At 55.0% G+C, this 22,716-nt stretch carries 23 protein-coding genes and 1 pseudogene; 11 read left to right on the forward strand and 13 right to left on the reverse strand.

The window, feature by feature from the left end; translation table 11 throughout:
* Position 1 precedes the first annotated feature (1 nt).
* Entirely contained in the window at positions 2 to 1,693 is a 1,692-nt protein-coding gene (bshC, locus tag AYT24_RS07045; RefSeq protein ID WP_010933222.1) for a bacillithiol biosynthesis cysteine-adding enzyme BshC, read from the forward strand.
* Positions 1,694 to 1,803: 110 nt separating this feature from the next.
* Here the strand turns inward: bshC and AYT24_RS07050 are convergent, their stop codons facing one another.
* The 3 genes from AYT24_RS07050 to AYT24_RS07060 are packed head-to-tail and all read right to left on the reverse strand — an operon-like array spanning position 1,804 to position 4,192.
* Complete coding sequence (locus AYT24_RS07050; RefSeq protein ID WP_010933223.1) at positions 1,804 to 2,607, reverse strand: cytochrome c biogenesis protein; 804 nt, start codon at positions 2,605 to 2,607, stop codon at positions 1,804 to 1,806.
* Positions 2,604 to 3,848: a cytochrome c biogenesis protein ResB gene (locus AYT24_RS07055; RefSeq protein ID WP_010933224.1), complete on the reverse strand. Its 1,245-nt coding sequence runs from the start codon at positions 3,846 to 3,848 to the stop codon at positions 2,604 to 2,606. The genes AYT24_RS07050 and AYT24_RS07055 overlap by 4 nt, the downstream gene beginning before the upstream one ends.
* A 5-nt stretch (positions 3,849 to 3,853) precedes the next feature.
* A complete protein-coding gene (locus tag AYT24_RS07060; protein WP_010933225.1) occupies positions 3,854 to 4,192 on the reverse strand; it encodes a transcriptional regulator in 339 nt (112 codons plus the stop codon).
* Positions 4,193 to 4,365: 173 nt separating this feature from the next.
* Here AYT24_RS07060 and AYT24_RS07065 point away from each other — a divergent pair, with 173 nt between their 5' ends.
* Positions 4,366 to 4,800 carry a heme-binding domain-containing protein gene (locus tag AYT24_RS07065; protein WP_010933227.1) on the forward strand — a complete coding sequence of 145 codons (435 nt, stop codon included), beginning with the start codon at positions 4,366 to 4,368 and terminating at the stop codon, positions 4,798 to 4,800.
* A 123-nt stretch (positions 4,801 to 4,923) separates the two neighbouring features.
* Here AYT24_RS07065 and AYT24_RS07070 read toward each other — a convergent pair whose 3' ends face one another.
* The 5 genes from AYT24_RS07070 to AYT24_RS07090 all read right to left on the reverse strand — a co-directional run bounded on the left by AYT24_RS07070 (position 4,924) and on the right by AYT24_RS07090 (position 9,191).
* Positions 4,924 to 5,664, reverse strand: coding sequence for a TIGR00730 family Rossman fold protein (locus AYT24_RS07070; RefSeq protein ID WP_164927051.1), 741 nt, complete (start codon positions 5,662 to 5,664; stop codon positions 4,924 to 4,926).
* A gap of 7 nt (positions 5,665 to 5,671) precedes the next feature.
* A complete protein-coding gene (locus AYT24_RS07075) occupies positions 5,672 to 6,235 on the reverse strand; it encodes an aminodeoxychorismate/anthranilate synthase component II (RefSeq protein WP_010933229.1) in 564 nt (187 codons plus the stop codon).
* A gap of 276 nt (positions 6,236 to 6,511) precedes the next feature.
* On the reverse strand, positions 6,512 to 7,741 hold the full coding sequence (locus AYT24_RS07080; RefSeq protein WP_010933230.1) for a GlmU family protein: 1,230 nt from the start codon (positions 7,739 to 7,741) through the stop codon (positions 6,512 to 6,514).
* 15 nt (positions 7,742 to 7,756) lie between these two features.
* Positions 7,757 to 8,665 (reverse strand): diacylglycerol/lipid kinase family protein, encoded by a 909-nt coding sequence (locus AYT24_RS07085; RefSeq protein WP_164927052.1) that lies wholly within the window; start codon positions 8,663 to 8,665, stop codon positions 7,757 to 7,759.
* Complete coding sequence (locus tag AYT24_RS07090; RefSeq protein WP_010933232.1) at positions 8,655 to 9,191, reverse strand: low molecular weight protein-tyrosine-phosphatase; 537 nt, start codon at positions 9,189 to 9,191, stop codon at positions 8,655 to 8,657. The genes AYT24_RS07085 and AYT24_RS07090 overlap by 11 nt, the downstream gene beginning before the upstream one ends.
* Before the next feature lie 167 nt (positions 9,192 to 9,358).
* Between AYT24_RS07090 and AYT24_RS07095 the strand changes: the two genes are divergently transcribed.
* Entirely contained in the window at positions 9,359 to 10,579 is a 1,221-nt protein-coding gene (locus AYT24_RS07095) for a helix-turn-helix transcriptional regulator (protein WP_010933233.1), read from the forward strand.
* Between the two features lie 295 nt (positions 10,580 to 10,874).
* On the forward strand, positions 10,875 to 12,101 hold the full coding sequence (locus AYT24_RS07100) for a transcriptional regulator (protein ID WP_164927053.1): 1,227 nt from the start codon (positions 10,875 to 10,877) through the stop codon (positions 12,099 to 12,101).
* A 92-nt stretch (positions 12,102 to 12,193) separates the two neighbouring features.
* Here AYT24_RS07100 and AYT24_RS07105 read toward each other — a convergent pair whose 3' ends face one another.
* From AYT24_RS07105 to recG, 4 genes are all read right to left on the reverse strand, one after another.
* On the reverse strand, positions 12,194 to 13,129 hold the full coding sequence (locus AYT24_RS07105; protein ID WP_010933236.1) for a DUF1848 domain-containing protein: 936 nt from the start codon (positions 13,127 to 13,129) through the stop codon (positions 12,194 to 12,196).
* Positions 13,130 to 13,135: 6 nt separating this feature from the next.
* Positions 13,136 to 14,509 carry an NAD-dependent succinate-semialdehyde dehydrogenase gene (locus tag AYT24_RS07110; RefSeq protein ID WP_010933237.1) on the reverse strand — a complete coding sequence of 458 codons (1,374 nt, stop codon included), beginning with the start codon at positions 14,507 to 14,509 and terminating at the stop codon, positions 13,136 to 13,138.
* Between the two features lie 64 nt (positions 14,510 to 14,573).
* Complete coding sequence (rsgA, locus tag AYT24_RS07115) at positions 14,574 to 15,509, reverse strand: ribosome small subunit-dependent GTPase A (RefSeq protein WP_010933238.1); 936 nt, start codon at positions 15,507 to 15,509, stop codon at positions 14,574 to 14,576.
* Positions 15,510 to 15,666: 157 nt separating this feature from the next.
* Complete coding sequence (recG, locus tag AYT24_RS07120; protein WP_010933239.1) at positions 15,667 to 17,781, reverse strand: ATP-dependent DNA helicase RecG; 2,115 nt, start codon at positions 17,779 to 17,781, stop codon at positions 15,667 to 15,669.
* Positions 17,782 to 17,876: 95 nt separating this feature from the next.
* On the opposite strand from recG, the gene rpmE reads away from it, so the two are divergent.
* From rpmE to AYT24_RS07155, 7 genes and pseudogenes are all read left to right on the forward strand, one after another.
* A complete protein-coding gene (gene rpmE, locus AYT24_RS07125; RefSeq protein WP_010933240.1) occupies positions 17,877 to 18,104 on the forward strand; it encodes a 50S ribosomal protein L31 in 228 nt (75 codons plus the stop codon).
* A 33-nt stretch (positions 18,105 to 18,137) separates the two neighbouring features.
* Entirely contained in the window at positions 18,138 to 18,698 is a 561-nt protein-coding gene (frr, locus tag AYT24_RS07130) for a ribosome recycling factor (RefSeq protein ID WP_010933241.1), read from the forward strand.
* A 224-nt stretch (positions 18,699 to 18,922) separates the two neighbouring features.
* Positions 18,923 to 19,330: a hypothetical protein gene (locus AYT24_RS07135; protein ID WP_164927054.1), complete on the forward strand. Its 408-nt coding sequence runs from the start codon at positions 18,923 to 18,925 to the stop codon at positions 19,328 to 19,330.
* Positions 19,318 to 19,500, forward strand: a pseudogene (locus AYT24_RS07140) (tyrosine-type recombinase/integrase); the annotation flags it as partial. The gene AYT24_RS07135 and the pseudogene AYT24_RS07140, both read left to right, overlap by 13 nt.
* Positions 19,501 to 19,794: 294 nt before the next feature.
* Positions 19,795 to 20,148, forward strand: coding sequence for an SHOCT domain-containing protein (locus tag AYT24_RS07145; RefSeq protein ID WP_010933243.1), 354 nt, complete (start codon positions 19,795 to 19,797; stop codon positions 20,146 to 20,148).
* 315 nt (positions 20,149 to 20,463) lie between these two features.
* Complete coding sequence (locus AYT24_RS07150) at positions 20,464 to 20,838, forward strand: DUF805 domain-containing protein (protein ID WP_010933244.1); 375 nt, start codon at positions 20,464 to 20,466, stop codon at positions 20,836 to 20,838.
* Positions 20,839 to 21,019: 181 nt separating this feature from the next.
* Positions 21,020 to 21,502, forward strand: coding sequence for a hypothetical protein (locus tag AYT24_RS07155; protein WP_010933246.1), 483 nt, complete (start codon positions 21,020 to 21,022; stop codon positions 21,500 to 21,502).
* A gap of 378 nt (positions 21,503 to 21,880) precedes the next feature.
* On the opposite strand, the gene AYT24_RS07160 is transcribed toward AYT24_RS07155, so the two are convergent.
* Positions 21,881 to 22,684: an energy transducer TonB gene (locus AYT24_RS07160; protein ID WP_010933247.1), complete on the reverse strand. Its 804-nt coding sequence runs from the start codon at positions 22,682 to 22,684 to the stop codon at positions 21,881 to 21,883.
* Positions 22,685 to 22,716: the final 32 nt, after the last annotated feature.

A 22,716-nucleotide genomic window follows, 5' to 3' on the forward strand; every position in this document is an offset into this window, starting at 1 on the left:
TGTGAACACTTTCCTTATCGACTACCAGCGCATCCGGACACCAAAAAAGGGCTTTTCGAAGCTTTTCTGCGATTACAGCTCCGAAAGCGAGGCACGAACGAAACTGCTTGCAGACTGCTTCCATCTCGACTACCGCAAGGACGGCGACTACTACCGCCACCTCGGTTTTTTGGCGTCGCGCAACTTCCGCCGGGAAGCGCTCGTGGAGCTGCTGACGGAGCAGAACGAACGGTTCGACGGCTCGGAGCGCCAGCAGCGAGAAATCGAAAAGCTGCGCTCGCCGCGCTGCATGGCCATCGTCACCGGCCAGCAGACCGGACTCTTCACCGGCCCGCTCTACACGATTTACAAGGCGCTGACCGCCGTGGTGCTCGCCCGCAAGCAGAAGGAGCTGTTCCCGGAGTATGACTTCGTGCCGGTGTTCTGGATCGAAAGCGAAGATCACGATTTCGACGAAGCGTCATCGACCGTACTCTTCTCCGGCGGAGGCCTCGAACAGATCACAGCGGAAGCCGCGCATCGCCTCCCCGACCAGATGGCTGGAGCCACACAGCTCGGCGCGAGCATCGGCGCAACGGTGCAGGAGTTCCTTGACCTCTTGCCCGACACGGAGTTCAAGCCGGAGATCGCGGAAATACTCGAATCCTGCTACGAACCGGGCGTCACCTTCGAGATCGCCTTTGCCCGCACGATGAACCGGCTCTTCAGGGAACACCCGCTGATCCTGCTTTCGGCGCAGGACACGCGCTTCAAGCAACTGGCGGTCGAGGTACTCTGCCGAGAGGTCGAAACCGCGCCCGCCTCGTCGTACGACGTGGTGGCGCAAAGCTCGATCCTCGAATCGATGGGTTACCCGGCGCAGACCAAGCCGCGCGCAGTCAACCTCTTCTACCTCAACCAGCTCGGCCAGCGCCTGAAGATCGAGCAGCCCTCGCCCGACAACTTTCTCATCGTGCCTGACCGGCAGCGTTACACGCGCCACCAGTTGCTTGAAATCTGCCAGGATCATCCCGAAAAATTCAGCCCGAACGTCATCCTCCGCCCGATCGTGCAGGACGCCGTGCTGCCAACCTTCGCCTACATCGGTGGCCCCGGCGAAATCAGCTATCTGGCGCAGTTCCGCAAGGCGTACGAGCACTTCGGCCTCTCGATGCCCTTCGTGATTCCGCGCGGCAGCTTCACGCTCGTCGAGCCGAAGATCGCCCGCACGATGGACAAGGTGCTCAAGGCGACTGGAAGGCCGAGCTTTTCGCGAAGGCAGGTGTACGAAGCGGTATTCGAAGATGTGCAGGAGCTGCGAAAATCGATGGTTTCAGGCGGCGACAGTCAGAAGCTCGACGCCCTGTTCGAGCAGGTGGAATCGGAGGTCACCCGGTCGCTCTCGACGCTGGAACCGGCGCTCGTCAAGATGGATCCGACCTTGCAGGCAGCGCTGTCCGCCTCGTCAGGCCAGATCACGAAAATCATCGGCACCATAAAGGAGAAAACGTACCGCGCAGGTCGGCGGAAGCACGACGAGCTTTTACAGCAGCTCGACAAGGCAGAGCTGAACCTGTTCCCGGATGGCAAACCACAGGAACGAAGCATCAACATCTTCCACTACCTCAACAAGTACGGCCCGTCGCTGATTGGCGAACTGGCCAAGGTGCTCCAGGGCTACTCGACCGAAGCGCATCTGATCGTGGAGTTGTAGAAAAAGGGAACTTTCAAGTACGAAAACGACAAAAGGGACAAAGAAGATCAGAAAATCCTCATTGCCCCTTCAGTCCCTAATGTCCTTTAAGTCCTTTGCTATTCCCCGCCTCAGCTTGCGCCCGAGTAGGTGTGCACGCTGTTCTGCGCCGAGGGGAGGTAGTTCACGCCGAACCAGCAGACCAGCAGCACGAAAAACGCTAGCCCGAGGTACCACTGGAGCTTGCGCGGGTCGGTCTTGCAGGCCACCAAGTGCAGGTAGCCAAGGTACGCCAGCCACGAAATGAAAGCCCACGTCTCCTTCGGATCCCAGGTCCAGTAGTGCCCCCACGCCTCCTTGGCCCAGAGTGCGCCGAAAATCAGCCCGAAGGTGAGCAACACAAATCCAAGCAGGGCGAGATAATGAGCCATCGACTCCCCCTTTGCAGAACGCTTGCCACGGAAGTTGAGAAAAACGTTGTGCCAGCCGGAGACCGCCGAGGCCGCCAGCAGCACATAGCCTACCAGATACACCACCACGTGCGGCACGAACCACGGGCTCTGCAACGCAGGCATAAGGGCCTTCTCGAAGACGTCGGGGTGCATGTAGTTGATACCGAGAAACACCGTTGCCAACCCCATGCAGTAGTACTTGAGCCAGCCAATCTTGTAGCGGTACTCGACCAGGAAACCGACAACGGGAATGAGCGTCGCATACCAGAGCCTCGTTTCACCGAGCGTGCGAAGGGGCGGGCGATCGAGAGCTATCCAGTAAGAGGCAAGAAACCATACGAGAACCAACGTTCCTGAGAACAGGAAAAGCCAGGAGAGAGGGCCTGACACTTTGGAGTTTTTCGCCGGAATCTGCAAGAGGCTCCCTACCGCCCAGCACACAACCGCCGCGAAGGTTATTGCCGGAAATTCTACCAGGGTCATGCCTCCTCCATCTTTTTAAAGCCTTTCCAGAAATACAAAACGTTGCCAGCCATAATCATGAAGAATCCAAGATAGACCGCCGGCAGCCAAGGGTCCCTGACCGCCTCGACCAGGCTCAGGGTTGACCAGCGCCCGGCCTTTTCGTCGTAACCGACCTGATAGAGTTTCCAGCCGTGAAAATCGACCGGCTTGTTCACTTCGAGCGTCCCCGCCTTGCGCTCGCCCCCCGCGCCAATCAGCGTCACATCCGAGCGGAACGCCTTGGGTGCGCCGTCGGCCATCACGATGAAAGCGTTGCCCATTGGAACGAAGCGCGGCTTGAGCTGTGGCCCGCCCGAGCTGATCCATTGCTCCGAAATCTTGCCGTTTTCATCGATTCTCACCTTGGCGAAAGGCACCCCTTTCTTGCCCTCCACCGGTACCGGCGTGCCGTTTGCATCGGGCAGCGCGTCGGGCAGATAGTCGAGCACCGTCACCGAACCGATCCCCGCCCACTCGGCCTTCACCCCCTTGCGAAGCTCGGGCATGAGTTTCGATTTCGGCTCGATAACCTGGTCTTTCTGCGGATCGTACAAGGCGAACTGAGGTGTATACTCGTCGATCTGAAAATCTTTCAGGTAGATGGAAAAGGGAAGATGAATCGCCGTCTCGGATTCACGATTGTAAGCCACATCGCTCTCCTTGCCCTCATACAGCGGCACCACCAGGCGTTCCAGCTGCGCCGTGCCAAGCAGGCCGCAGGAGAGCGCAAGCCAGAATCCTCCGTGAAAGAGCATGAACTGGAGGTTGGCCACTCTGAACGGAATGGTCTTCCAGACCAGAGAAAGGCCGAGATTGAACAGAAACAAAAGGGTGACAAAGGCGAAAGGCCAGCTCGAAAACATTCCGTTCAGCCGCAGAAGCGCCACGATCGAATCGGGCGGATACTTGTCCTGCGGCAAGACGCCGCCAACCAGCGAAAGCAGCGCGAGGCCGACGATCAGGCTCAGCCCGAGCGGAATGCCGCCAAGCCACGAAACCACCGGATGCTCCCTGAACATAAGTCCAACCGTAAAAATCACTGCTCCGAAAAGAAGCAGAAAAACAAGGTTGAACGGCCAGCCCGGAACATTAATCCCGCCGCCCGAGGTGAGCAGCTCAATGCCGAATCCGGCCAGAATCGCAACAAAAGTGAAAAGCGCCGCGTCCCTGAAACCGGCTGGCGCTGAACCGGTTTTTACTGTTTTGCTGCTTCCTGACATACAACTTAACCTGCTGTTTTATCACCATAACTGCTACCACCAATCTCCTTATCATCGTTCTTCAATATCTGACAACAGTTGCAAACAATGGAGTACAACTCCGGTTCCGCCGCGCCATCACGAAGCTTGTCCACGGCGTTGCGAATCTCCTGCTTGTAAAGGCGCGATTTTATAGTCTGTCCACCACGCTTTTTGTGCAGGTACTGTGAGACCGCCGCTGGCGTGACACCCAGCATTTTGGCGGCACTGGACTGGGTCATGCCCGTTTTAACCAGCTCTTTAGCAATATCCGCCCTGATTTGTGGCAGATAATACCACACAGCTTTTTCACATGGAAATATCATCGATAACTTGTTTTCTTGTTTTCTTAATGGGGTTGATGAAAAGTGCGAACCGGTTACGGGGCAAATCCAAACCCGGCCCGGCAAGAAACACCTGTATGCCGTAATGTATTACAAATTCCGTTAACCTTGTTACCACTCCGTAACTCTCAGATTTTTGTATGGCTACGAACAAAATGAATAACAAGACCAGTATCGTCGCTGGCTGGATCATCATCGCATCGATTCTGATCCAGTTTATCCCGCTGGATCGTGTCGAACACCCGTCGAAACCGATCCTGGGCATTCCTGCCAGCGTCCTTGCCCAGCTCGAAGCACACTGCTTTGACTGCCACTCCTCCCGGACCCGGTGGCCACAAAGCGCCTATATCGCGCCGCTCTCGTGGTACGTTACCGCAAAAGTCCGGCAAGCCCGCAAAGCAATAGACTTTTCAAACTTCGACGCGCTACCGGATGATGGCCGCCGTAACATCAAAAGAGCGACCTCCAGCCTCGCCAGATCGAAGGGCCTATCGGCACACGGCGAGATTCCAGGATTTCCAAAAATTAAAATGACCGAACGCGAACGGCAGGCACTGACTGAATGGGCTGCGGATAACAATCGTAAATAAAGGAACAGGATAAACAATTCATCGCATTGATAAAAAAACGCAGCGCCAAAAATCTTTACCCCGTTAAAAAAATCGGAAAAAATGGGATGTAATGCGGAGTCTTAAGGAATAAGGGACGCCAGACTAAAAATTGATCCTGTACCCTTCGGGATAGAAGCTGAGGATGATTTCGATAACCTTGGCAGGATCGTCCTCGATGAAGATGAAGTCGAGGTCTGACTCTCTGATGAAGCCGTGCTCGTCGAGCATCCGTTTTTTGATCCAGCCGTAGAAGTCGCCCCAGTAGTCAGCCACCATCATGATCACCGGAAATTTCTGGCTCTTGCCGGTCTGGATGAGAGTGATCGCTTCGGACAGCTCGTCGAGCGTGCCAAAGCCGCCCGGCAGCACGATGAATGCCTGCGAGTATTTGAGGAACATCACCTTGCGGATGAAAAAGTACTCGAAGGTGACGAGTTTGTCGTAATCGATGTAGCGGTTCGGGCGCTGCTGGTTGGGCAGTTTGATGTTGAAGCCGACCGACGCGCCGCCTTTGCTCTGCGCCCCTTTGTTGGCCGCCTCCATTGCGCCGGGGCCGCCGCCGGTGATAACGGCGAATCCGGTTTCGGCGAGCAGCTTGCCCATCGTTTCGCCAAGCTGGTACTCGGCGTCTCCCTCTTTGACCCGCGTCGAGCCGAACACCGTGACCGCCGGGCCGATGCGCGACATGGTCTCGAAGCCGTTGACAAACTCCGCCATGATCTTGAATACGCGCCAGCCATCGGCCATGAACTCGCTGCCCGGCAGGAGCGAAATCTCTTCGGAAGAGAAGGGCTTCGGCGGCGGAACGGCCCAGCCCGGTTTTTTGCACTCCTGGTCTGCCATGCTGCGCTCAGAGTTCAAGGAAGTTCCTGATGAGGTCGTGGCCGACCGAGGTCATGATCGATTCGGGATGGAACTGCACGCCGTACAGGCCAAGTTCGCTGGACTGGAGACCCATGATGACGCCGTCTTCAGTCCATGCCGTGATTTCAAGCTCTGCTGGCAGGCTTTCGCGCTCCACGACGAGCGAGTGGTAGCGGGTCGCCGTAAAGGGATTGGGAAGGCCGCGGAACACCCCTTTGCCGTCGTGATAAATCTGCGAGGTCTTGCCGTGCATGATCTGCCCGGCGCGAACGACCTTGCCGCCGAGCGCTTCGCCGATGGCCTGATGGCCGAGGCAGACGCCGAAGAGCGGAATGTTGCCCTTGACGACGTTGATGAGCGGAATGGAGATTCCGGCATCCGCAGGCGTACCCGGCCCCGGAGAGATGACGATCTTCTCCGGCTCAAGCGCCAGCGCCTGCTCGACGGTCAGTTCGTCGTTCCGGTACACCGCGACCTCAGCCCCAAGTTCGCCGATGTACTGGACAAGGTTGTACGTAAACGAGTCGTAATTGTCTATAACAAGAATCATGAAAGCGCGTAAAACACTAATTTTCAAAGACTTAAAAGAATTTTTCCCAAAACCCGCTGCATCGATATTCGTCGGCTCCGCTGGCAGACTTCAAGGCATAATATAGCGAGCGCCGTTTAAGCTCGAAACTCAAATATGTTGTTGTGATGAAGGTTAGGGGGCTAAGACAGATAAGTGTTGGGGGCTACGGATTGACTAAGGGGAAACTTGAGATAATTTAATCGAAATAAGGCAAAAAATGCCAGCAAGAGTTATAAGATGGAAGCAAAGTTACTCCTACTCCCCCGCCACCGCTCTGAACATCGCCTCATACGCGGCACTCATCTCAACCTTGCGGCGCGCCATCACCTTTCTCGCAGTCTCGACGGCTTTGTCGGCTTCGTACCGTGCCGTGCCGGGATTGCCGTCGCCCCAGCTAAATGAGGGGACGTATTTCGCGGGCATTCCGTTGCCGAAGATGTTCGACGAGATGCCGACCACCGTGCCGGTGTTGAAGCGGGTGCCGATGGAGCATTTCGAGTGCTCGCCCATCAAGAGGCCGAGAAACTGCTGGCCGGTGGCCATTTTCCCGTGCGCGGTCTCGATGCTCACCGGGCTGTAGTTGTTCTTGAGGTCGGAGGTGTCGGTGCCCGCGCCAAGGTTGCACCAACTCGAAATGTAGGAGTGGCCGAGGAAACCGTCGTGCTGCTTGTTCGAAAACGGCTCCATGATCGAATCCTCGATCTCGCCGCCCGCCTTCGCGCCGCCGCCGATGCAGACGTTGCTGTAAATCCGCGCGCCGCTCTTCACCCTCGCACCCGGCGCAATGTACACGTTCTCCATCAGCAGCGCCACCGGCTCTACCACCGCACCCGCGCCGATATAGATAAAGCCGTCGCTTGCATCGAGCACCGCGCCAGCCTTGACCTCCGCGCCTTTCTCGACGGTGATCGCGGACGGATTGACCAGAATCGCCGACGGGTGCACCTCGCCCTCGATCCGCCCGAGCGCCAGAGCCGCGCCGTCCTCGCGCATCATCGCCGGATGCATCGCCACGGGATCCCAGAGATTCTCGATCAAACGGAACCCGGAAACTTCGACGCACGAGAACGCACCGGCCAGCACCATGCCATCGATGGTATCCGGAAACACCGTTTCCAAAACATGAAGCGGCTCCGCCGTGGTGCGGCAAAACAAAAGATTGCCGTTCTGAATGAGCGCCTCGCCCGGCGCAATTTTGCGCGCGTCGATGAACTGCGTCACCGCCGCATCGCAGATGAGTCGCCCGTTGACGAGCAGCACCTCATCCTCCAGAACACGGTTGACCACCGAGCCGGGATTGGCCTCCGCGAACCACGGCGCGATATGGCGGCGCAAGTGCCAGGTCAACTTCTGCCGAGCGCCGAGGGCCTCGACGAAACGCTGACGGAGCGAAAAGCAACCGGTCACGAGATCGTACACCGGCTTCAGGTCGGCGAGCGGCGAGAAGCGGAGCGTTTTTTCGTCTTCAACAATGATGACCTGCATGGGAATCGATTTTCGTTATGGCTCGTAAAGCATCTCGACCGCGAGCGGCTCGGCGGTGATGGCGATTGCGCCGCCAACCTTCTCGATCACCTCGCCATCCATGTGCATGGCCTCGCTTACGGAGAGGAACACCTCGACCGACCTGGCCTTGCAGTAGATGACGTTTGGATCGTGAATCTGGCTACCCTTCAGATATTTGAGCACATATCCAGGCACGCGCCATTTCGAAACGGCTTTCAGAATACACACGTCGAGCAGCCCGTCGAACGGATCGGCCTCCGGCGCAATGCGGAACTTGCCGCCCTCGACCCTGCCGTTGGAAACCGAAAAGGCGAACACCGGCTCGTCGAGCTCAATCTTCCCCTCTACGGTATCAAGCGTAATATGCATTTTTACTGCACTATAACCCAAAAGCACGCTCACCAGTGCCCAAGCGTACGACAGCTCGCCGCGCAGCCACTTCACCGACTTGACCGTGCTGGCGATCCGCCCGGTGAAGCCGATGCCGATGGAGTTGACGAAGTAGCGCGACTCTCCCCCGCCAAACTCGACCTTGCCGAGATCGACCTTGCGGCTCGTGGCTCCGGCAAAACCGCGGATGCGCACCTCGTGCTCTTTTGCCGAGGGGTTGAAGGTCTTGAGAAAGTCGTTGGCCGATCCCACGGGAAGAACACCGACCTTCACCGGCTGGCCCGCTACAGCGTTGACCACCTCGTTGAGCGTGCCGTCGCCACCGCAGGCGATGAGCGTCGAGCCCTCCCCGGCGGCGGCGCGGGCGATCTCGGCGGCATGCCCAGCAAAGCGGGTCGTTTCGAGCGAAGCCACCTCGAAGTGTGCGAGCGAGCGCTCGATGAGCGCGGTCTTGTCGGCGGCGCGCCCCTTGTCGGCAGCAGGGTTGAAAATGAAGGTAAAGCTATCGCCCATCGCCCGTCCCACTGTGTTGCAAAAACACCCCTGCCTCTCTGTCGACGATGGGCAGTTCATATGCCTCCCGCAAGGCTGACAAAATTCCCGTAGCACTGTGCAGCAGTCGCTCCATGGTCCGCTCGAAGCCCTCTTCGCTGCCGTAATAAGGGTCTTCGATTTCCACGCCCGCATCAGACAAAGCGAAATCGGTCATCATGTGTACTGTCACCGGCAGACCGTCAAGCGCGTCGAGCACGTCACGATGATTTTCTGCATCCATAACGAAAATCCGGTCAAAGCTTCCGAGATCGAGGTCGTGAATACAACGCGCACGGATCGAAGAGATATCGATACCGTAACGCTCCGCCGCCCGAACAGCGCGGTGGTCAGGTGAAGAGCCCGACTGGTAGCACACCGTTCCGGCAGATTCGACTTCAAAAAAACCACCGGCCCCGAGCAGCGATGCGACGTGTCCGAAAGCGCCCTCTGCCATCGGAGAACGGCAGATATTTTCGTAACAGACAAAAAGTATTCTTACCGGCATGGCTTAAAATTTGATTGAAACAGGACGGCAAACCCATGCAAAATTGAGGTTATAACGTAACATATTATCACGTAAACAGTTTTTTAAGACCATACAATATCGGATATTTAAGTAGTTTGCATGGTATCCTGTAATTTTCATCTCCTCAATTCCTAAAGTCCCTCACCATGACCCAATGCCCAGTTTCAGGACTTTCGGTTACCGAAAAAGAACATTGGAGCTTCGAAAATCGCCAGGGCAACTATACCAGAAAATACAGCCTGATCGGCAATGATATCATTCATGTGCAGGAACTGGCCAGCCAGGGTATCATTCCGGATCATCTGTATTCCGCCGATTTCACATCACTGATTGGCGAGGAAAACCTCACCGGCAAGCCGGTGTTTATTATGATCGATTGTGAGCCCATCATCGACCTCAAATTCTCATACAAAAGAGAGTTCACGAACCTGGTCACCGCCCAGGAGTCCGACCTCCGGCTTATTGTGCTTTATAATATCAAGCCATCCGTCAGGCTTCAGCTTGAAATGTTGCAAAGCCTGGCAACAGAGAAGCTGCCGGTCATGCTCCGCGAATCATACAAAGAGGCGGTAACCTCGATTCTCGATTTCAAATCAGGCAATGTTTCCAGTACCAAACCCGATGACGGGTCAGACAAGGCTTTTAGAAATGCGTTCCTTGCCGAAGTGTCGAGAATACTCATGCTCAGGCAGTTCAGCCAGCTGGAAATATTCCCTCCTGAAAATCATGCATCATATCCCTATTTTGAAATTCTCGACATAATGCGCCGCGACCTGCAAGCTCTGGAAGAGGAGCATCAGCAGAGCATCGAAAGGATAGAACAAGAATGCCGGGTACTTCTTGCCAGCAAGAATTCGTTGCTCGACGAGCAGATCGAGGTATGCAAAAGGAGCGAGCAGCGGTTCAAGGCAGAGGAGTCTGCACTGCTTTCCAGAATTGCCGCACTGGAGATCGAAGCCACCAGAATTTCAACGGCAAATGCCGAAAAAAACGCGGCTCTGCGCACGTTGTGCGAAATGATCGAGAAGATCAACATCGATCCGGCAACCATGGAGAAGATTTCAGCCCAATGCGCCACGCTCTTCGAAACCAGCGACCAGGCCGCGATGATCAATACCGAACTTACTGAAACCGACTCCGTCTTCCTCTCCAAACTCCAGAAAAAGCACCCGAATCTCAATCAGAGAGAGCTCAGAATCAGCCTGATGATCAAGCTGGACTATCACTCACGCGACATCGCCAGGTCGCTCGGCCTGTCGACCAGGGGCATCGAAAGCATCCGGTACCGGCTGCACAAGAAAATCGGTCTCGACAAACACAACTCCCTCAAGACCTATCTTACGAACCTGGCCACCGAATCGCTCTGAGTCGCCAAGTGAAGCGCTGCATTCATGCATTTCCCGTTACCAAGCCGAAACATGCATGAATGCTGGCGAATGCTCACGGCAAAAAAAGTATCCCCTCCTCAGAACCCTGTCAGAACGATACGTTAAACACGATATCGATTCAACAAAAAAACTCGCCATGCATATTACTTGACCCTCCGTAATTATTGGGAATAATGGGAGAAAAAGTCGTATAATATGTGTAACACCTGCATCATAACCGTATGATTATACTTCATGACAGGTGCCTTTAATAACGTAATAGTTGATAGCACCCATGCAAACCTGCCCAGTTTCCAATCTTCCGGTTACCTCAAAACACAACTGGAAATCAATCCCGGCCGGCGCCGATTATGTCAAACGCCTTGAGCTTATCGGTGACAACATTTTTCACCACTATGTCGAGTCGGATCATCCGGTAACGCTGAACTCCATGAGCACCGAACTGGTTCACGATGTGCTCGAAGAGAGTGGAATCAAGGACTCACCGCTCTACCTCCTGTGGGACATGAACAACATCAGTAACATATCATTCCAGTACAAGCAGGGCATTAACGACATCGTCTACCGCTCGGGTCTCGATTTTGCCGTAGTCGTTTTTTACAACATCGACGAGTCGTGCAGAATCATCATCGAAACCTTCGCTGCAATGGCGCCCAACACGATGACCGTGCTGCTCAGGGAAGACTATCGCGATGCGATGACCACCCTCCTGGAGTACCGGTCAGGCAAAGCTCCCGAGAAGCTGGAGGATCAGGATGTCGATGAGGAAATCTCGATGAAAAATGAATTTCTCGCGACTATCGCCAGAATGTCGTGGCTCAACATGCTCAACCAGAAAATATTCCTTCCACCCACCGATAGTCCCTTCTACCCCTACTTCAAGGCTATCGATCACATGCAAGAGGATCTGAAAGCTAAAGAAGAACTCCATGAAAAGGAGATGCGCCAGCTCAAGGCAGAAAACGAGCAAAAGCTGAGTCAGAAAATCATCCAGCTCAATGCCCAGATCGAGCTTGGCAAAAAGGAGATCCAGCGATTCGAGCAGGAAAAAAATGCCCTGAAATCCAGAATCGCCGCTCAGGAGATGGAGCTGACAAGAATTTCCACTGCTATCGGCGAAAAGACCTCCTCCCTGCACCTGATCTGCGACCAGATCAAGAGTCTCAACATCGAATCGGCGGCCAAGCAGAAAATTCTCGAGCAGTGCCACAGTATGATCGAGACCGAACTGAACGAAAAACGCCTCAAAACCGAGCTCACCGCCGGCGACTCGGCGTTCCTCTCCAAGCTTCAGAAAAAGCACCCAAACCTCAACCAGCGTGAACTCAGGGTAAGCCTGATGGTCAAGCTCAACTACGACACGCGGGAGATCGCGCGCTCAATCGGCATTTCGACGAGAGGCATGGAGAGCATCCGCTACCGGATGCACCGAAAACTCGGTCTGGACAAGCACAAGTCGATCAAGACCTACCTGTCAGAACTCGCATCGGAAGTGAGCTGACACCTGACAGACACCATACGAATCGAACCACCGGGGTGCAATGAACACCCCGGTTTGCTTTTACGCCATCCCACCCCAATACAATACTACGGCTATCGGCACGCATAACAGTAACGGCAACCATGCTGGCAAGTGCCATACACGCCGATATCCTTGCTCACGATGCAGCCGCAGGCTTTGCGCTGCCCTTGATGCTTCAGCGCAACGCTGACTGGCGCATCACCCGGAAAAAGGGTGCTGCCGCCAAGAAATTCCATCAGTTCAGCGTCGTCGCCAAAGCAGCTCGCCAGCACATGGCCATCGATACACCTACTTTTTGCAATCCCCGCCAGTTCGCTATCCTCTGCGCAGGCGGAGAGTTCGAGTCCCCAATCCTTGTTGCGCTCGACCAGCCGGGCGGCGAACTCGTCCATCTCCTCCGGCGCGAACTCGCGAGCGCCTGCGCCCATGCGTGACAGACGAAGACGCACCGCCCGGTAGCACTCAATGTCGGCAAAGCTGATGACGAGCTTGCGGGTCTGGCCGCCCAACGCTTCGGCAAGACGCCCGATCCTCTCCAGCAGCATGTCGGCAGTGAGTCGACCGGTCAGCACGAGCGGATCGAAACGCCAAACGACGCGCTCGGGGCCGATGTGCGAAGCAAGCCGCCGGAAGGTCTCGATCCGTTTGGCGAGCGGCAGCACGTACGGTTCGAGACCTTCCGCTTCGTAGTCGTTCAGGGTAAACTGGAAGGAGTAGTTGATGCCAATGGCATCGAGCTCGGAGAGGTGCGGTAGCAGCGGAGCGGGGTTCTTGCTCCAGAAAATCACAGCTCGCGTTTTACGGAACGAGACGTATTGCGTCTGCCGGGCGTTGAAGGGATTACACCACTGCACGTAACCGGCACGGAGCCGCGTCATAAACCATTCGGCGTGAAACGCCGGAATGTCTGTGGCACGGCTGGCCGAAACGATCACCGGAGCAATCGCCTCGACCATTTCGCCCGTCTCGATACGGATCGGCAGCTTCTTCCAACCCCGGAACGCCATTGCGACTCAGGGCAGATAAAAAGTCTTGATGTTGACAAACTCGCGGATGCCGTGGTGCGACAGCTCGCGTCCATAGCCCGACTGTTTCACGCCACCGAACGGCAGGCGCGGGTCGGACTTGACCATCGTGTTGATAAAACAGCTCCCTGCTTCAAGACGCCGGGCGATGCCAAGCGCGCGCTCCACATCCTGCGAAAAGACCGCCGAGCCGAGGCCGAACTCGCTGTCGTTGGCGATGGCGACCGCCTCGTCGTCGTCGGCCACCTCGATGATCGTGGCCACCGGGCCGAAAATCTCCTCCGAGTAGGCGGGCATTCCCGGTTTGACGCCAGAGAGCACGGTCGGCGGATAGTACCAGCCCGGCGCGTTCGGCACGTGACCACCCCAGAGCAGCTCCGCGCCAGCCTCGACGCTGCGCTGCACCTGCGAATGCACGAGATCGCGAAGGTCCTCGCGTGCGATGGGGCCGACCTCCGTGCTCTTGGCGAAAGGATCGCCCATCACCGCCGTCTGCATCCGCTGCACAATCTTTTTGGTGAACTCGCCGATAATCTCCTTGCGCACGATGAAGCGCTTGGCGGCAATACAGCTCTGGCCCGCGTTGAGGAGGCGTCCGGCGACGCACGCATCGACCGCCTGCGCAAGATCGGCATCTTCGAGCACGATATAGGGATCGCTGCCGCCCAGCTCCAGCACGCTGCGCTTTAGCGCCTTGCCCGCTTTGGCCGCTACAGCCTGCCCCGCACCGGTGCTGCCGGTCACGGAGACTGCCTTGATGACCGGATGGTCGATCATGAAACCGGTCAGCCGGTCAACCTCGTCGAGGTCGATGTGCACCGCGCGGTAAAGATGCTCCGGGAAGCCGGCATCGCGAAACAGCTTTTCGATGGCGATGGCGCAGCCGGTCACGTTCGGCGCGTGCTTGACCACGATGCCGTTGCCCGCCATGAGAATCGGCGCGGCGAAGCGCAGCACCTGCCAGTACGGAAAGTTCCACGGCATCACGCCGAGAATCACGCCAAGCGGCTCGAAAGCCACAATACCCTTCGCGCCGTCGATCTCACTCTGTTCGGGCTGAAGAAACTCCTCGGCATGGTCGGCGAAGTAATCGCACACCCAGGCGCACTTGTTCACCTCGGCCACCGCCTGCGAGAACGGCTTGCCCATTTCAAGCGTGATGATCCGCCCGTGCTTCTCTGCCTGTTCACGGAGCAATTCCGCAAGCCGTTTCATGCAGGTGCGGCGCTCCCCAAAGCTGGTCGAGCGCCAGCGGCGGAAATCGGCGTCAGCCTGGCGGAGCACTGAATCAATCTGCCCGGCAATCATCACCGGATATTCGGCGAGCTGCTCGCCAGTCGCTGGATTGATGGTAACGATCATATCTCTGCGTTCTTTTTGATGTTCCAATAAAGGTTCTGATCTCAGTGCGGCCACCGCGCCAGACTTACTCGGCGAGCGAATCGAGCAGGGCGAGGTAGCTCTCGTAGCGCTCCCGGGCGATGGATCCCGACTCGACCGCCGCGATCACGGCACAACCCGGTTCGACCGTGTGCGAGCAGGATGAAAAGGTGCACTCCGGCATGTAGCGCAGGAACTCCGTGTAGTAGAACCGCAGGTTCTCGCGGGTGATGCCGGCAAGGTTGAACTCGCGGATGCCCGGCGTGTCGATCACGTAGCCGCCGCCCGGCAGCTGGAACATCGCCGAGCTGGTGGTGGTGTGCACCCCCTTGCCGGTCTTGCCGCTCGTTTCGGCGGTTCGCAGCTCCTCGCACCCGACGAGCAGGTTGATGAGCGTCGATTTGCCCACGCCGGAGTGGCCGCTAAAGGCAGACACCCGGTCGCGCAACAGCTCGCGAAGCTCCTCGATTCCCCGGCCATCCTCGGCGCTGACCAGGCAGATATTGCAGTCGAGCTGGCGATAGACCTCCAGATCCTCTTCCACCATGCCCTCCTCGTCGAGGTCGATCTTGTTGACCACGATGAGCAGCGGCAGCTTCTCCGATTCAGCGAAAACGAGGTAGCGGTCAACCAGGCGGCTGTTGAAGGGCGGATCGTCGAACGAGGTGATCAGCACGAGCTGGTCGATGTTCGCGACGATCACCTGTTCCTTCTCCTTGCTCCGGTTGCGCCTCACCTCCCGCCGCCGAACCAGCGCCGTGCGCCGCTCTTCGACGCGGGTAATCACCCCTTCCGCCATGTCGGTCTCTGACGCCTTCGGCCTGAACTCGACCCGGTCGCCAACCGCCACAAGGTTCGAACCCTCGTTTTCGCTCACGGTGCCGGGCACGGTTCGGCACCTGACCTTCAGGCCATCGCCGGTTTCAACGATATATGATGCGCCGGTGACCCGCGTCACCACGCCCGAAAGCGTTTCTTTCATGCAAAAAGGCTGTGCTGATTATCACCGGCCAACACGACGTTCATCGACAGTCCGGCAAGAAGCGAAGCTCCAAAAGGAAGAAAATATAAGCATTTCACTTTCCACGAACAGCATCTGGTGAATATGAATGGAGCAAGAAAATCGGGCAATCCGGCAATCACCCGACATCAGCCAGCGAGATTCGCTTGCGGAAGTGGGTCATATAATAATCCCTGATCAGGGCATTTTCGGGGTGTGTGAGCGTTTCGTCGCGGCGGATCAGCTCGAAGGCCGCCGCCCGCGCCGCGCGCATGATGTCGCCATCGGTAAGCAGGTCGGCGATCCTGAGGCCGCTTGCCGCGCCGGACTGCTCGCGGCCCAGCATGTTGCCTGCGCCGCGAATCTGCAAATCGATCTCGGAGAGCCGGAATCCGTCGCCAGTCGCAGCCATCGCCTGCAACCGATCTTTGGCGTCACCGGTAAGTTTTGTGTAAACGAGAAAACACGACGAGGCGTGCTCGCCGCGCCCGACGCGCCCCCGGAGCTGGTGGAGCTGCGAAATGCCGAAGCGCTCGGCATGCTCGATCACCATGATAGTTGCGTTGGGTACATCAACGCCCACCTCGATCACGGTCGTGCCGACGAGAATGTCGAGCCGCCCACTGCGGAACTCTGCCATCACCGCCTCCTTCTCCGCCGCCGGAAGCTGGCCGTGAATCAGCCCCAGCCGCAGCTCCGGAAACACCTCGCGCCTCAGCTGCTCGTAGCTCTCGGTGGCCGCCTTGAGATCGATCTTCTCCGACTCCTCGACCAGCGGATAGACGATGTACGCCTGCCGCCCCTCGGCAATCTGCTTCCGTAATAATCGATACAGCTCCGGCTTCTCTGCTTCACAGCAGAGGCGCGTCTGGATCGGCTTGCGCCCGGCGGGCATTTCGGCGATGATCGAAACGTCGAGGTCGCCGTAGATACCCATCGTGAGCGTGCGCGGAATCGGCGTGGCGGTCATGAGCAGCACGTGCGGATTCTCGGCTTTCTCCTGTAACGCCTTGCGCTGCAACACGCCAAAGCGATGCTGCTCGTCGATGATGACAAGCCCGAGCCGGCGGAACTGCACCCCTGCCTCGATGATGGCATGGGTGCCGACGGCGATGTCGATCTCGCCCCGTTCGAGCCGGGCGAGCTTTTCCTCGCGCTCCTTTTTCTTCTGGCGACCGGTCAGGAGCGCCACCCGAATGCCGAGCGGTTCAAGCGAGTTTTTGAGACCTGCGTAGTGCTGAAAGGCGAGAATCTCGGTCGGTGCCATGAAGGCTGCCTGCAAACCGTTGTCCACGGCGAGCGTCATGGCGAACTGCGCCACGAGCGTCTTGCCCGACCCCACGTCGCCCTGCAACAAGCGGTTCATCTGGCGTCCGCTTTTGAGGTCGTGATAAATCTCGCGCACCGCCTGCTTCTGCGCACTAGTCATGGTGAAGGGCAACCGCTCGTGCAGGCTCGCCGTCTTTTCGCCGGAGCGCTCAAACCGTACCGAGGTGAGGTGCCGCCGCTCCTCGGTGCGGCGCAGGGCGAAAAAGAGCTGCGCGAAGAACAGCTCGCTCCACTTCATGCGGTAGCGCGCCCGTTCGAGCTGTTCGGCAGAGTCGGGAAAGTGGAGCTGCCGATACGCCTCGCCGATGGGCATCAGGTTGTTGGCGGCAATGATCTCCGGGCTAAGGTACTCCGTGATGCGCAGCGGGTGCTCGCGGAACGCCCGGTGCACGATACGCCGCAGCGCCGCCGAGTTGAGGCCCGCCTGCTTCATCGCCTCGGTGGTGGGATAGATCGGAATGATCGCGCCGGTTTTGTACAGCTCGTCGTCCCGCTGCCCGTCGCCGCTCTCGTCATCACCGCCAAGCTTGTCGAAGTCAGGATGCTGCATTCCCGGCGTGCGTCCAAAAAAGGTGACACGCCCGTGCGCCGCGACCAGCTCGCCGCTGCGGATGGTTTTCGAGAAGTAGTGCACACCGCGGAACCAGGTCAGTTCGAGCACGCCGGAACCGTCGGTGATCTGCGCCTTGAAGCGCGAACCGCCCCGTCCCCCGCCTTCGAACCGTGTGCCGGTCACGCTGCCCACAACAGTCACGGTTTCGCCGTCGCGCAGTGCGCCGATCTTCTTGATCGTGGTGCGGTCCAGATAGCGGCGCGGGAAGCAGTCGTAGAGGTCGGCAATCGAGCGGATGCCCGCCTCGGCCAGTATCACCGCACGCTTCGGACCGACGCCCTTGATCACTTGTAACGGTAAAAACGGAGGCATAACGAATTGGCGTCGCAGCTTGTTTATTAGCAGAAAAAAGAGTTAATTCCTGATCAATTTTTTATTGTCATCCAGGCAACGTAATCACAAAGGTCATGAAACCAGAGATTCACCCGAAGTATACGAAAGTTACCGTCAACTGCGCGAACTGCGGCACCACCTTCGAAACCCGCTCCACCAGGAATAACAACATCAAGGTCGATATTTGCAGCAAGTGCCATCCTTTCTACACCGGCAAGCAGGTGCTCGTCGATACCGCTGGCCGCGTCGATCGCTTCAACAAGCGCTTCGCCAAAGCTGCTCCCAAAGCCAGCGCCCAGTAAGCGATTGCCTGAAACAATCAATCCGATACTGCCATGACTGTCAGGGACGTTATCCAGAAAATCGAGCCTCGCATGAAGAAAACCATCGAGGCCTTCCAGCACGAACTCGCCTCGATCAGAACCGGCAAGGCCACCACGGCACTGCTCGACCGGGTGAAGGTGGAGGCTTATGGATCGCAGATGCCGCTCAAGCAGGTCGGCAACGTCGGCGTGCTCGATGCTCACACCCTCACCGTGCAGGTCTGGGACAAGTCGATGGTTGGCGCAACCGAACGCGCGATCCGTGACGCCGGTCTCGGTCTGAACCCTTCAGCCGACGGCCAGAACATCCGCATCAGCATTCCGCCGCTCACCGAGGAGCGCCGCAAGGAGTTCGTGAAGCTGACCAAGAAGTTCGGTGAGGATTCCAAAGTCTCGCTGCGCAACCACCGCCGCGACCTGATCCATGAGGTCGAGAAGCTCGAAAAGGAGAAGCTGATCAGCGAGGATGAGTTGAAACGCGGCAAGAAGGACGCGGACGACCTGCTGCACAAATACGAGAAGCAGATCACCGAACTGATCGCCCAGAAAGAAAAGGAGATCATGGAGGTCTGACAGCAGAACTCAGCACAGATTCAGCAAAAGCCGGAAATTCCCGGCTTTTCGCGTTTGTGCGCGGATAGATTGAAAAGGCAATCTGACACCCAAATCGGCGTCGGAATCTGGATCGGGATCGCAATCGATTGGCACACCAACCATCGGCGATTCTTCGTAGGGTCGGCCCCGACGGTTCGGGATCGCCCTTCTCCCTTTTGCACGCCAACCAATCCCGACTTGACGTGGGAAAAAGCGGCATGCCCTTGGTTGCTATAAGTTTTATGAATATTTTGATTTCACGTTATTTGTTGGCTGAAGTACAAGGAATTATCCCCTTCCACCCACAGCAAATGCCCCACACAAGCACCATCATACGGATCACTCCCCTCGAATACAGGGGTGAAAAGCGGGTAGCGCTTGAGTTTTTATACAATGAAGCCATCACTGCCGAGATAAAACAACTACCGGGCGCAAGCTGGAGCCGCAGTCGCAACCGTTGGCATATCCCTGAATCGGATGGGGTGATCGATCTGATGCTCAGGCAGTTTAAGGGCAAGGCATGGGTAGATTATTCTGCATTCAGAACAAAGTTCGCGGCAACCCAATGTTACAAAACATCATCAGCTCAGCAAAAGCCCTCAAACCGGTAACCCTGCACTGGTTACGGCACAGTTATGCTACCCATCTGCTGGAGTCGGGAACCGACCTCAGGTATATTCAAGAACTTCTGGGACACAAAAGCAGCAAAACCACCGAAATCTACACCCATGTCAGTCAAAAAAGTTTGCAGAAAATTAAAAGCCCATTCGATGATTTGTAATAAACACGACAAGAGAACACCGGGCAATAACGCGCTACTTTGTTGCGCTTATTCGTCTGATATGGGATGTAAGGCGCAACAAAGTAGCGCATATAAGCAAGTTATGGGCAAGTTTAGAACGACACACGGCAACGGACAACAACAGACAAGAGAACCAACAATTTATTGCTGCGACATGACTTGACTGTTGTTTACGACAAAAAATAACAAATAAATAATGGAGACCAGCGACCATTTCAAAACGGGGCGACACCGAAAAGCCAAACGAGTAGGGACATACAAAAACAAAATAAAATGGAAATTTTCTTTGGTTGGATAATTTTTAGTTTCGTTGCAGGAATTATTGGTTCTGGACGAAAAATAGGGTTTTGGGGAGCATTTTTGCTTTCAATTTTTTTAAGCCCTTTAATCGGTTTAATATTTGCTTTAGTTTCAAAAAGCAATGAGAAAGAAGAATACGAGAAAAGAATGTTGGAAACCCAAAAAAGCCAACAAGAAGCGTTAAACAAAATTTTACAAGAAAAACAGAACAACGCTTCTACAATATCTATTACTGACGAATTAGAAAAACTTGCAAAACTGAAAAATGACAACATAATTTCAGAAGAAGAATATCAGAAATTAAAAGACAAACTTCTTAATTCATAAAAACCAGCCCATAACATTGTATATGCGATAATTGCGGGATTTTACGGTAAATTGAAAATTTGTGCAAGTAAGAAACATCTTTGCATACTTGAAATTTTGTGCCTTGAAATCCCGCAACTACGCATATACTTGTCCGTTATGGGCCAGTTTAAAAAATCGCGGCAACCTAAGAAAGTCAAATATTATGTGCTATTATAACGTAGAACTTGACATCTTTTAGACTATAAAATAATAAATGTGGAGTCCAGAAACCACAAGAAAAACGGGGCGATACCGAAAAGCCTTACGAGTAGGAAAACAAAAAAATCAAACTCAATGAACTGGTATTTACAAGTTTTGAAAAAGTATGCTGAATTCAACGGCAGAGCAAGAAGAAAAGAATATTGGATGTTTGCACTATTCAACATCATTTTCTTAATTGCTGCAATGATTATTGACAATATTGCGGGAACAACAATCGGTGTGTTACCTTATGGTTTATTCTATTTTGTTTATGCACTTGCTGTTTTTATTCCAGGTTTAGCAGTCGGTGTAAGAAGACTTCATGATGTTGGAAAAAGTGGGTGGTTTTACTTAATCATTTTAATTCCTATTGTTGGCGCTATTTGGCTTTTGGTTCTTTTCTGCACAGACGGGGTTGTCGGACAGAATGAATACGGTATAAACCCGAAAGAAGTTGCTACTAACTAAAAGAAAACCAGCCCATAACAAAGGCTATAAAATAATGGCGGGTGAAGTACATAATTGAAAGCTCGTAACCCGCACCAGCATTGGTGTTGGTTGACAGCGGACAACCACGCAAACCGCCACTATTTATAGCCTCAACCGTTAGGGGTAAGTTTCATGAAATCGACGGACAGACTGTTATCCAATGGAAAAAGAAAACAAAAAGGAAGCGGCTAGAAAGAAATCTCTTGGAGAATTAGGCGAACTATTTGCAATAAAAGCATTGGTAGATAAAAAATTCGATAGAATAAGAAACCTGAATGACAAATTAATGAATGAAACATTCGCAGATATCGAATGTGAAAAAGAAGGAAAAAATTACATTATTAGTGTTAAAGCAAGAAATAAATATCAAAAGAACGGAAAAGTTAATACAAGATACAATCTTGGAAGTGACGTTTATACGAAGGCTGTAATGGCCGAAAAGAAATACGATGCAATTGCACATTGGATAGCGATACAATTTGATAAAAATTCATTTTCAATCTATTTTGGTTCATTAGAAGAATTACAAGGAAGTAAAGCAATTCCAGTAGATAAATGCGAAAAAGGAATAATTGGAGAAATTTGGGAACACGATAAACGCCATTTCTTCGATTTTGATTACTATACAAATCAGAAGAAATAAAAACCTACCCCTAACAGCTGCTAAATTCCAGCAGGGCGGACGATGCAGATAACAAAGTTTTTGGTAACTTAGTAAAACTTTTAACGGCGGATAGTTGTGCTGCTGCAAACTCCCCGCCGCAATTTAGCAGCAGGCGTTGTGCGGCATACTGAAAAAGCCCCCGCACATATAATGGACAGATAGCAGGATAAACCGCAAAACCACAACAATATCAACCGTTTTCAAAGAAACACATTGTCCCCCCTATTGTTTGCTCTCGTCCACCACTTCAAGCCACGGTTCGAGACTTTCTGTTGGCTTTGGAGTATCAATAACTTTTGAAACAAATCAGGGCGACCCCGACAAATCAAACCGCCACTCTTCAATTCATCATTCGCTTCACGATTCATGCAGCGTAAAGCGCACCGGAATAGTCATCCAGACCCGCACCTTCCTGCCGTTCTGCACTCCCGCCGTGTACTTCGTCTCCATAGCAATGCGCACCGCCTCCTTGTCGAACACTGTCTGGTCGGCAGGAATGCGTTTGACAATCTCGGCTTTCATCGGGCGGCCCTCTTCGCTGATGAGCACGCGCACGAAAACCCTGCCTTCCAAACCGGCGATCCTCGCCATTTCGGGATAGACCAGCCTCGGCGTGCTGACCACCGTCGGCGGATTCTGGCAGTTGACAAATTCCACGACCGTGTCACAAGAGCCTGACGAACCGCCGCCATCCTGTGAAGCCGGGCCTTGCGTGATCGCCTGTTTGATCTCCTTCTGCGTCGCGAAAGTCTGATCCGGCGGCGCTTCAGCCACCTTCCTGATCTTGCCCACCTTCGGCGCTTCCACTGGCGCGGCGGCGGCCTTCACCTTCGACGGCTCCGGCGCAATGGACGGAGGTGGCGGCAACTGCGTCACGTTGGTGACAACCTCGTAGCACTGAACCGCCGCCTGCTGGTTGTGCCCGCCGCCGAACATGCCCATCACGCGATTCCAGTTCGCGCTGACAAGCCAGAAAATCGACAGAAGCAACACAGCCACGACCACGCCGTGAGTCAGAAACAGATGAGCCTCGCGCCGCAGGGCGAGATTGCCGTAATTGATCTGCCTCAGCCGGTCGGTATCGAGGAACTGTTCGCGGAAAGTCCACCGCTGCGCCTTTCTGGCCGCCTCATGATGCACCGATTGTAACTTTGACGACACCTTTCCGTACTCCTGTTTTCTGGTTCACGAAC

Origin of the sequence: Chlorobaculum tepidum TLS (genome assembly GCF_000006985.1) — a bacterium.
GTDB lineage: Bacteria > Bacteroidota > Chlorobiia > Chlorobiales > Chlorobiaceae > Chlorobaculum > Chlorobaculum tepidum.

Coding starts and splice junctions, on each gene's coding strand:
- AYT24_RS07110 (WP_010933237.1), bottom strand. CDS start 14,509: ATGATCGTTACCATCAATCCAGCGACTGGCGAGCAGCTCGCCGAATAT.
- AYT24_RS07095 (WP_010933233.1), top strand. CDS start 9,359: ATGACCCAATGCCCAGTTTCAGGACTTTCGGTTACCGAAAAAGAACAT.
- AYT24_RS07155 (WP_010933246.1), top strand. CDS start 21,020: ATGGAAAAAGAAAACAAAAAGGAAGCGGCTAGAAAGAAATCTCTTGGA.
- AYT24_RS07075 (WP_010933229.1), bottom strand. CDS start 6,235: ATGATTCTTGTTATAGACAATTACGACTCGTTTACGTACAACCTTGTC.
- recG (WP_010933239.1), bottom strand. CDS start 17,781: ATGCCTCCGTTTTTACCGTTACAAGTGATCAAGGGCGTCGGTCCGAAG.
- rpmE (WP_010933240.1), top strand. CDS start 17,877: ATGAAACCAGAGATTCACCCGAAGTATACGAAAGTTACCGTCAACTGC.
- AYT24_RS07100 (WP_164927053.1), top strand. CDS start 10,875: ATGCAAACCTGCCCAGTTTCCAATCTTCCGGTTACCTCAAAACACAAC.
- frr (WP_010933241.1), top strand. CDS start 18,138: ATGACTGTCAGGGACGTTATCCAGAAAATCGAGCCTCGCATGAAGAAA.
- AYT24_RS07070 (WP_164927051.1), bottom strand. CDS start 5,664: ATGGCAGACCAGGAGTGCAAAAAACCGGGCTGGGCCGTTCCGCCGCCG.
- AYT24_RS07105 (WP_010933236.1), bottom strand. CDS start 13,129: ATGGCGTTCCGGGGTTGGAAGAAGCTGCCGATCCGTATCGAGACGGGC.
- AYT24_RS07050 (WP_010933223.1), bottom strand. CDS start 2,607: ATGACCCTGGTAGAATTTCCGGCAATAACCTTCGCGGCGGTTGTGTGC.
- AYT24_RS07150 (WP_010933244.1), top strand. CDS start 20,464: ATGAACTGGTATTTACAAGTTTTGAAAAAGTATGCTGAATTCAACGGC.
- AYT24_RS07085 (WP_164927052.1), bottom strand. CDS start 8,665: ATGGGCGATAGCTTTACCTTCATTTTCAACCCTGCTGCCGACAAGGGG.
- AYT24_RS07090 (WP_010933232.1), bottom strand. CDS start 9,191: ATGCCGGTAAGAATACTTTTTGTCTGTTACGAAAATATCTGCCGTTCT.
- AYT24_RS07080 (WP_010933230.1), bottom strand. CDS start 7,741: ATGCAGGTCATCATTGTTGAAGACGAAAAAACGCTCCGCTTCTCGCCG.
- AYT24_RS07060 (WP_010933225.1), bottom strand. CDS start 4,192: ATGATATTTCCATGTGAAAAAGCTGTGTGGTATTATCTGCCACAAATC.
- AYT24_RS07065 (WP_010933227.1), top strand. CDS start 4,366: ATGAATAACAAGACCAGTATCGTCGCTGGCTGGATCATCATCGCATCG.
- rsgA (WP_010933238.1), bottom strand. CDS start 15,509: ATGAAAGAAACGCTTTCGGGCGTGGTGACGCGGGTCACCGGCGCATCA.
- AYT24_RS07055 (WP_010933224.1), bottom strand. CDS start 3,848: ATGTCAGGAAGCAGCAAAACAGTAAAAACCGGTTCAGCGCCAGCCGGT.
- AYT24_RS07145 (WP_010933243.1), top strand. CDS start 19,795: ATGGAAATTTTCTTTGGTTGGATAATTTTTAGTTTCGTTGCAGGAATT.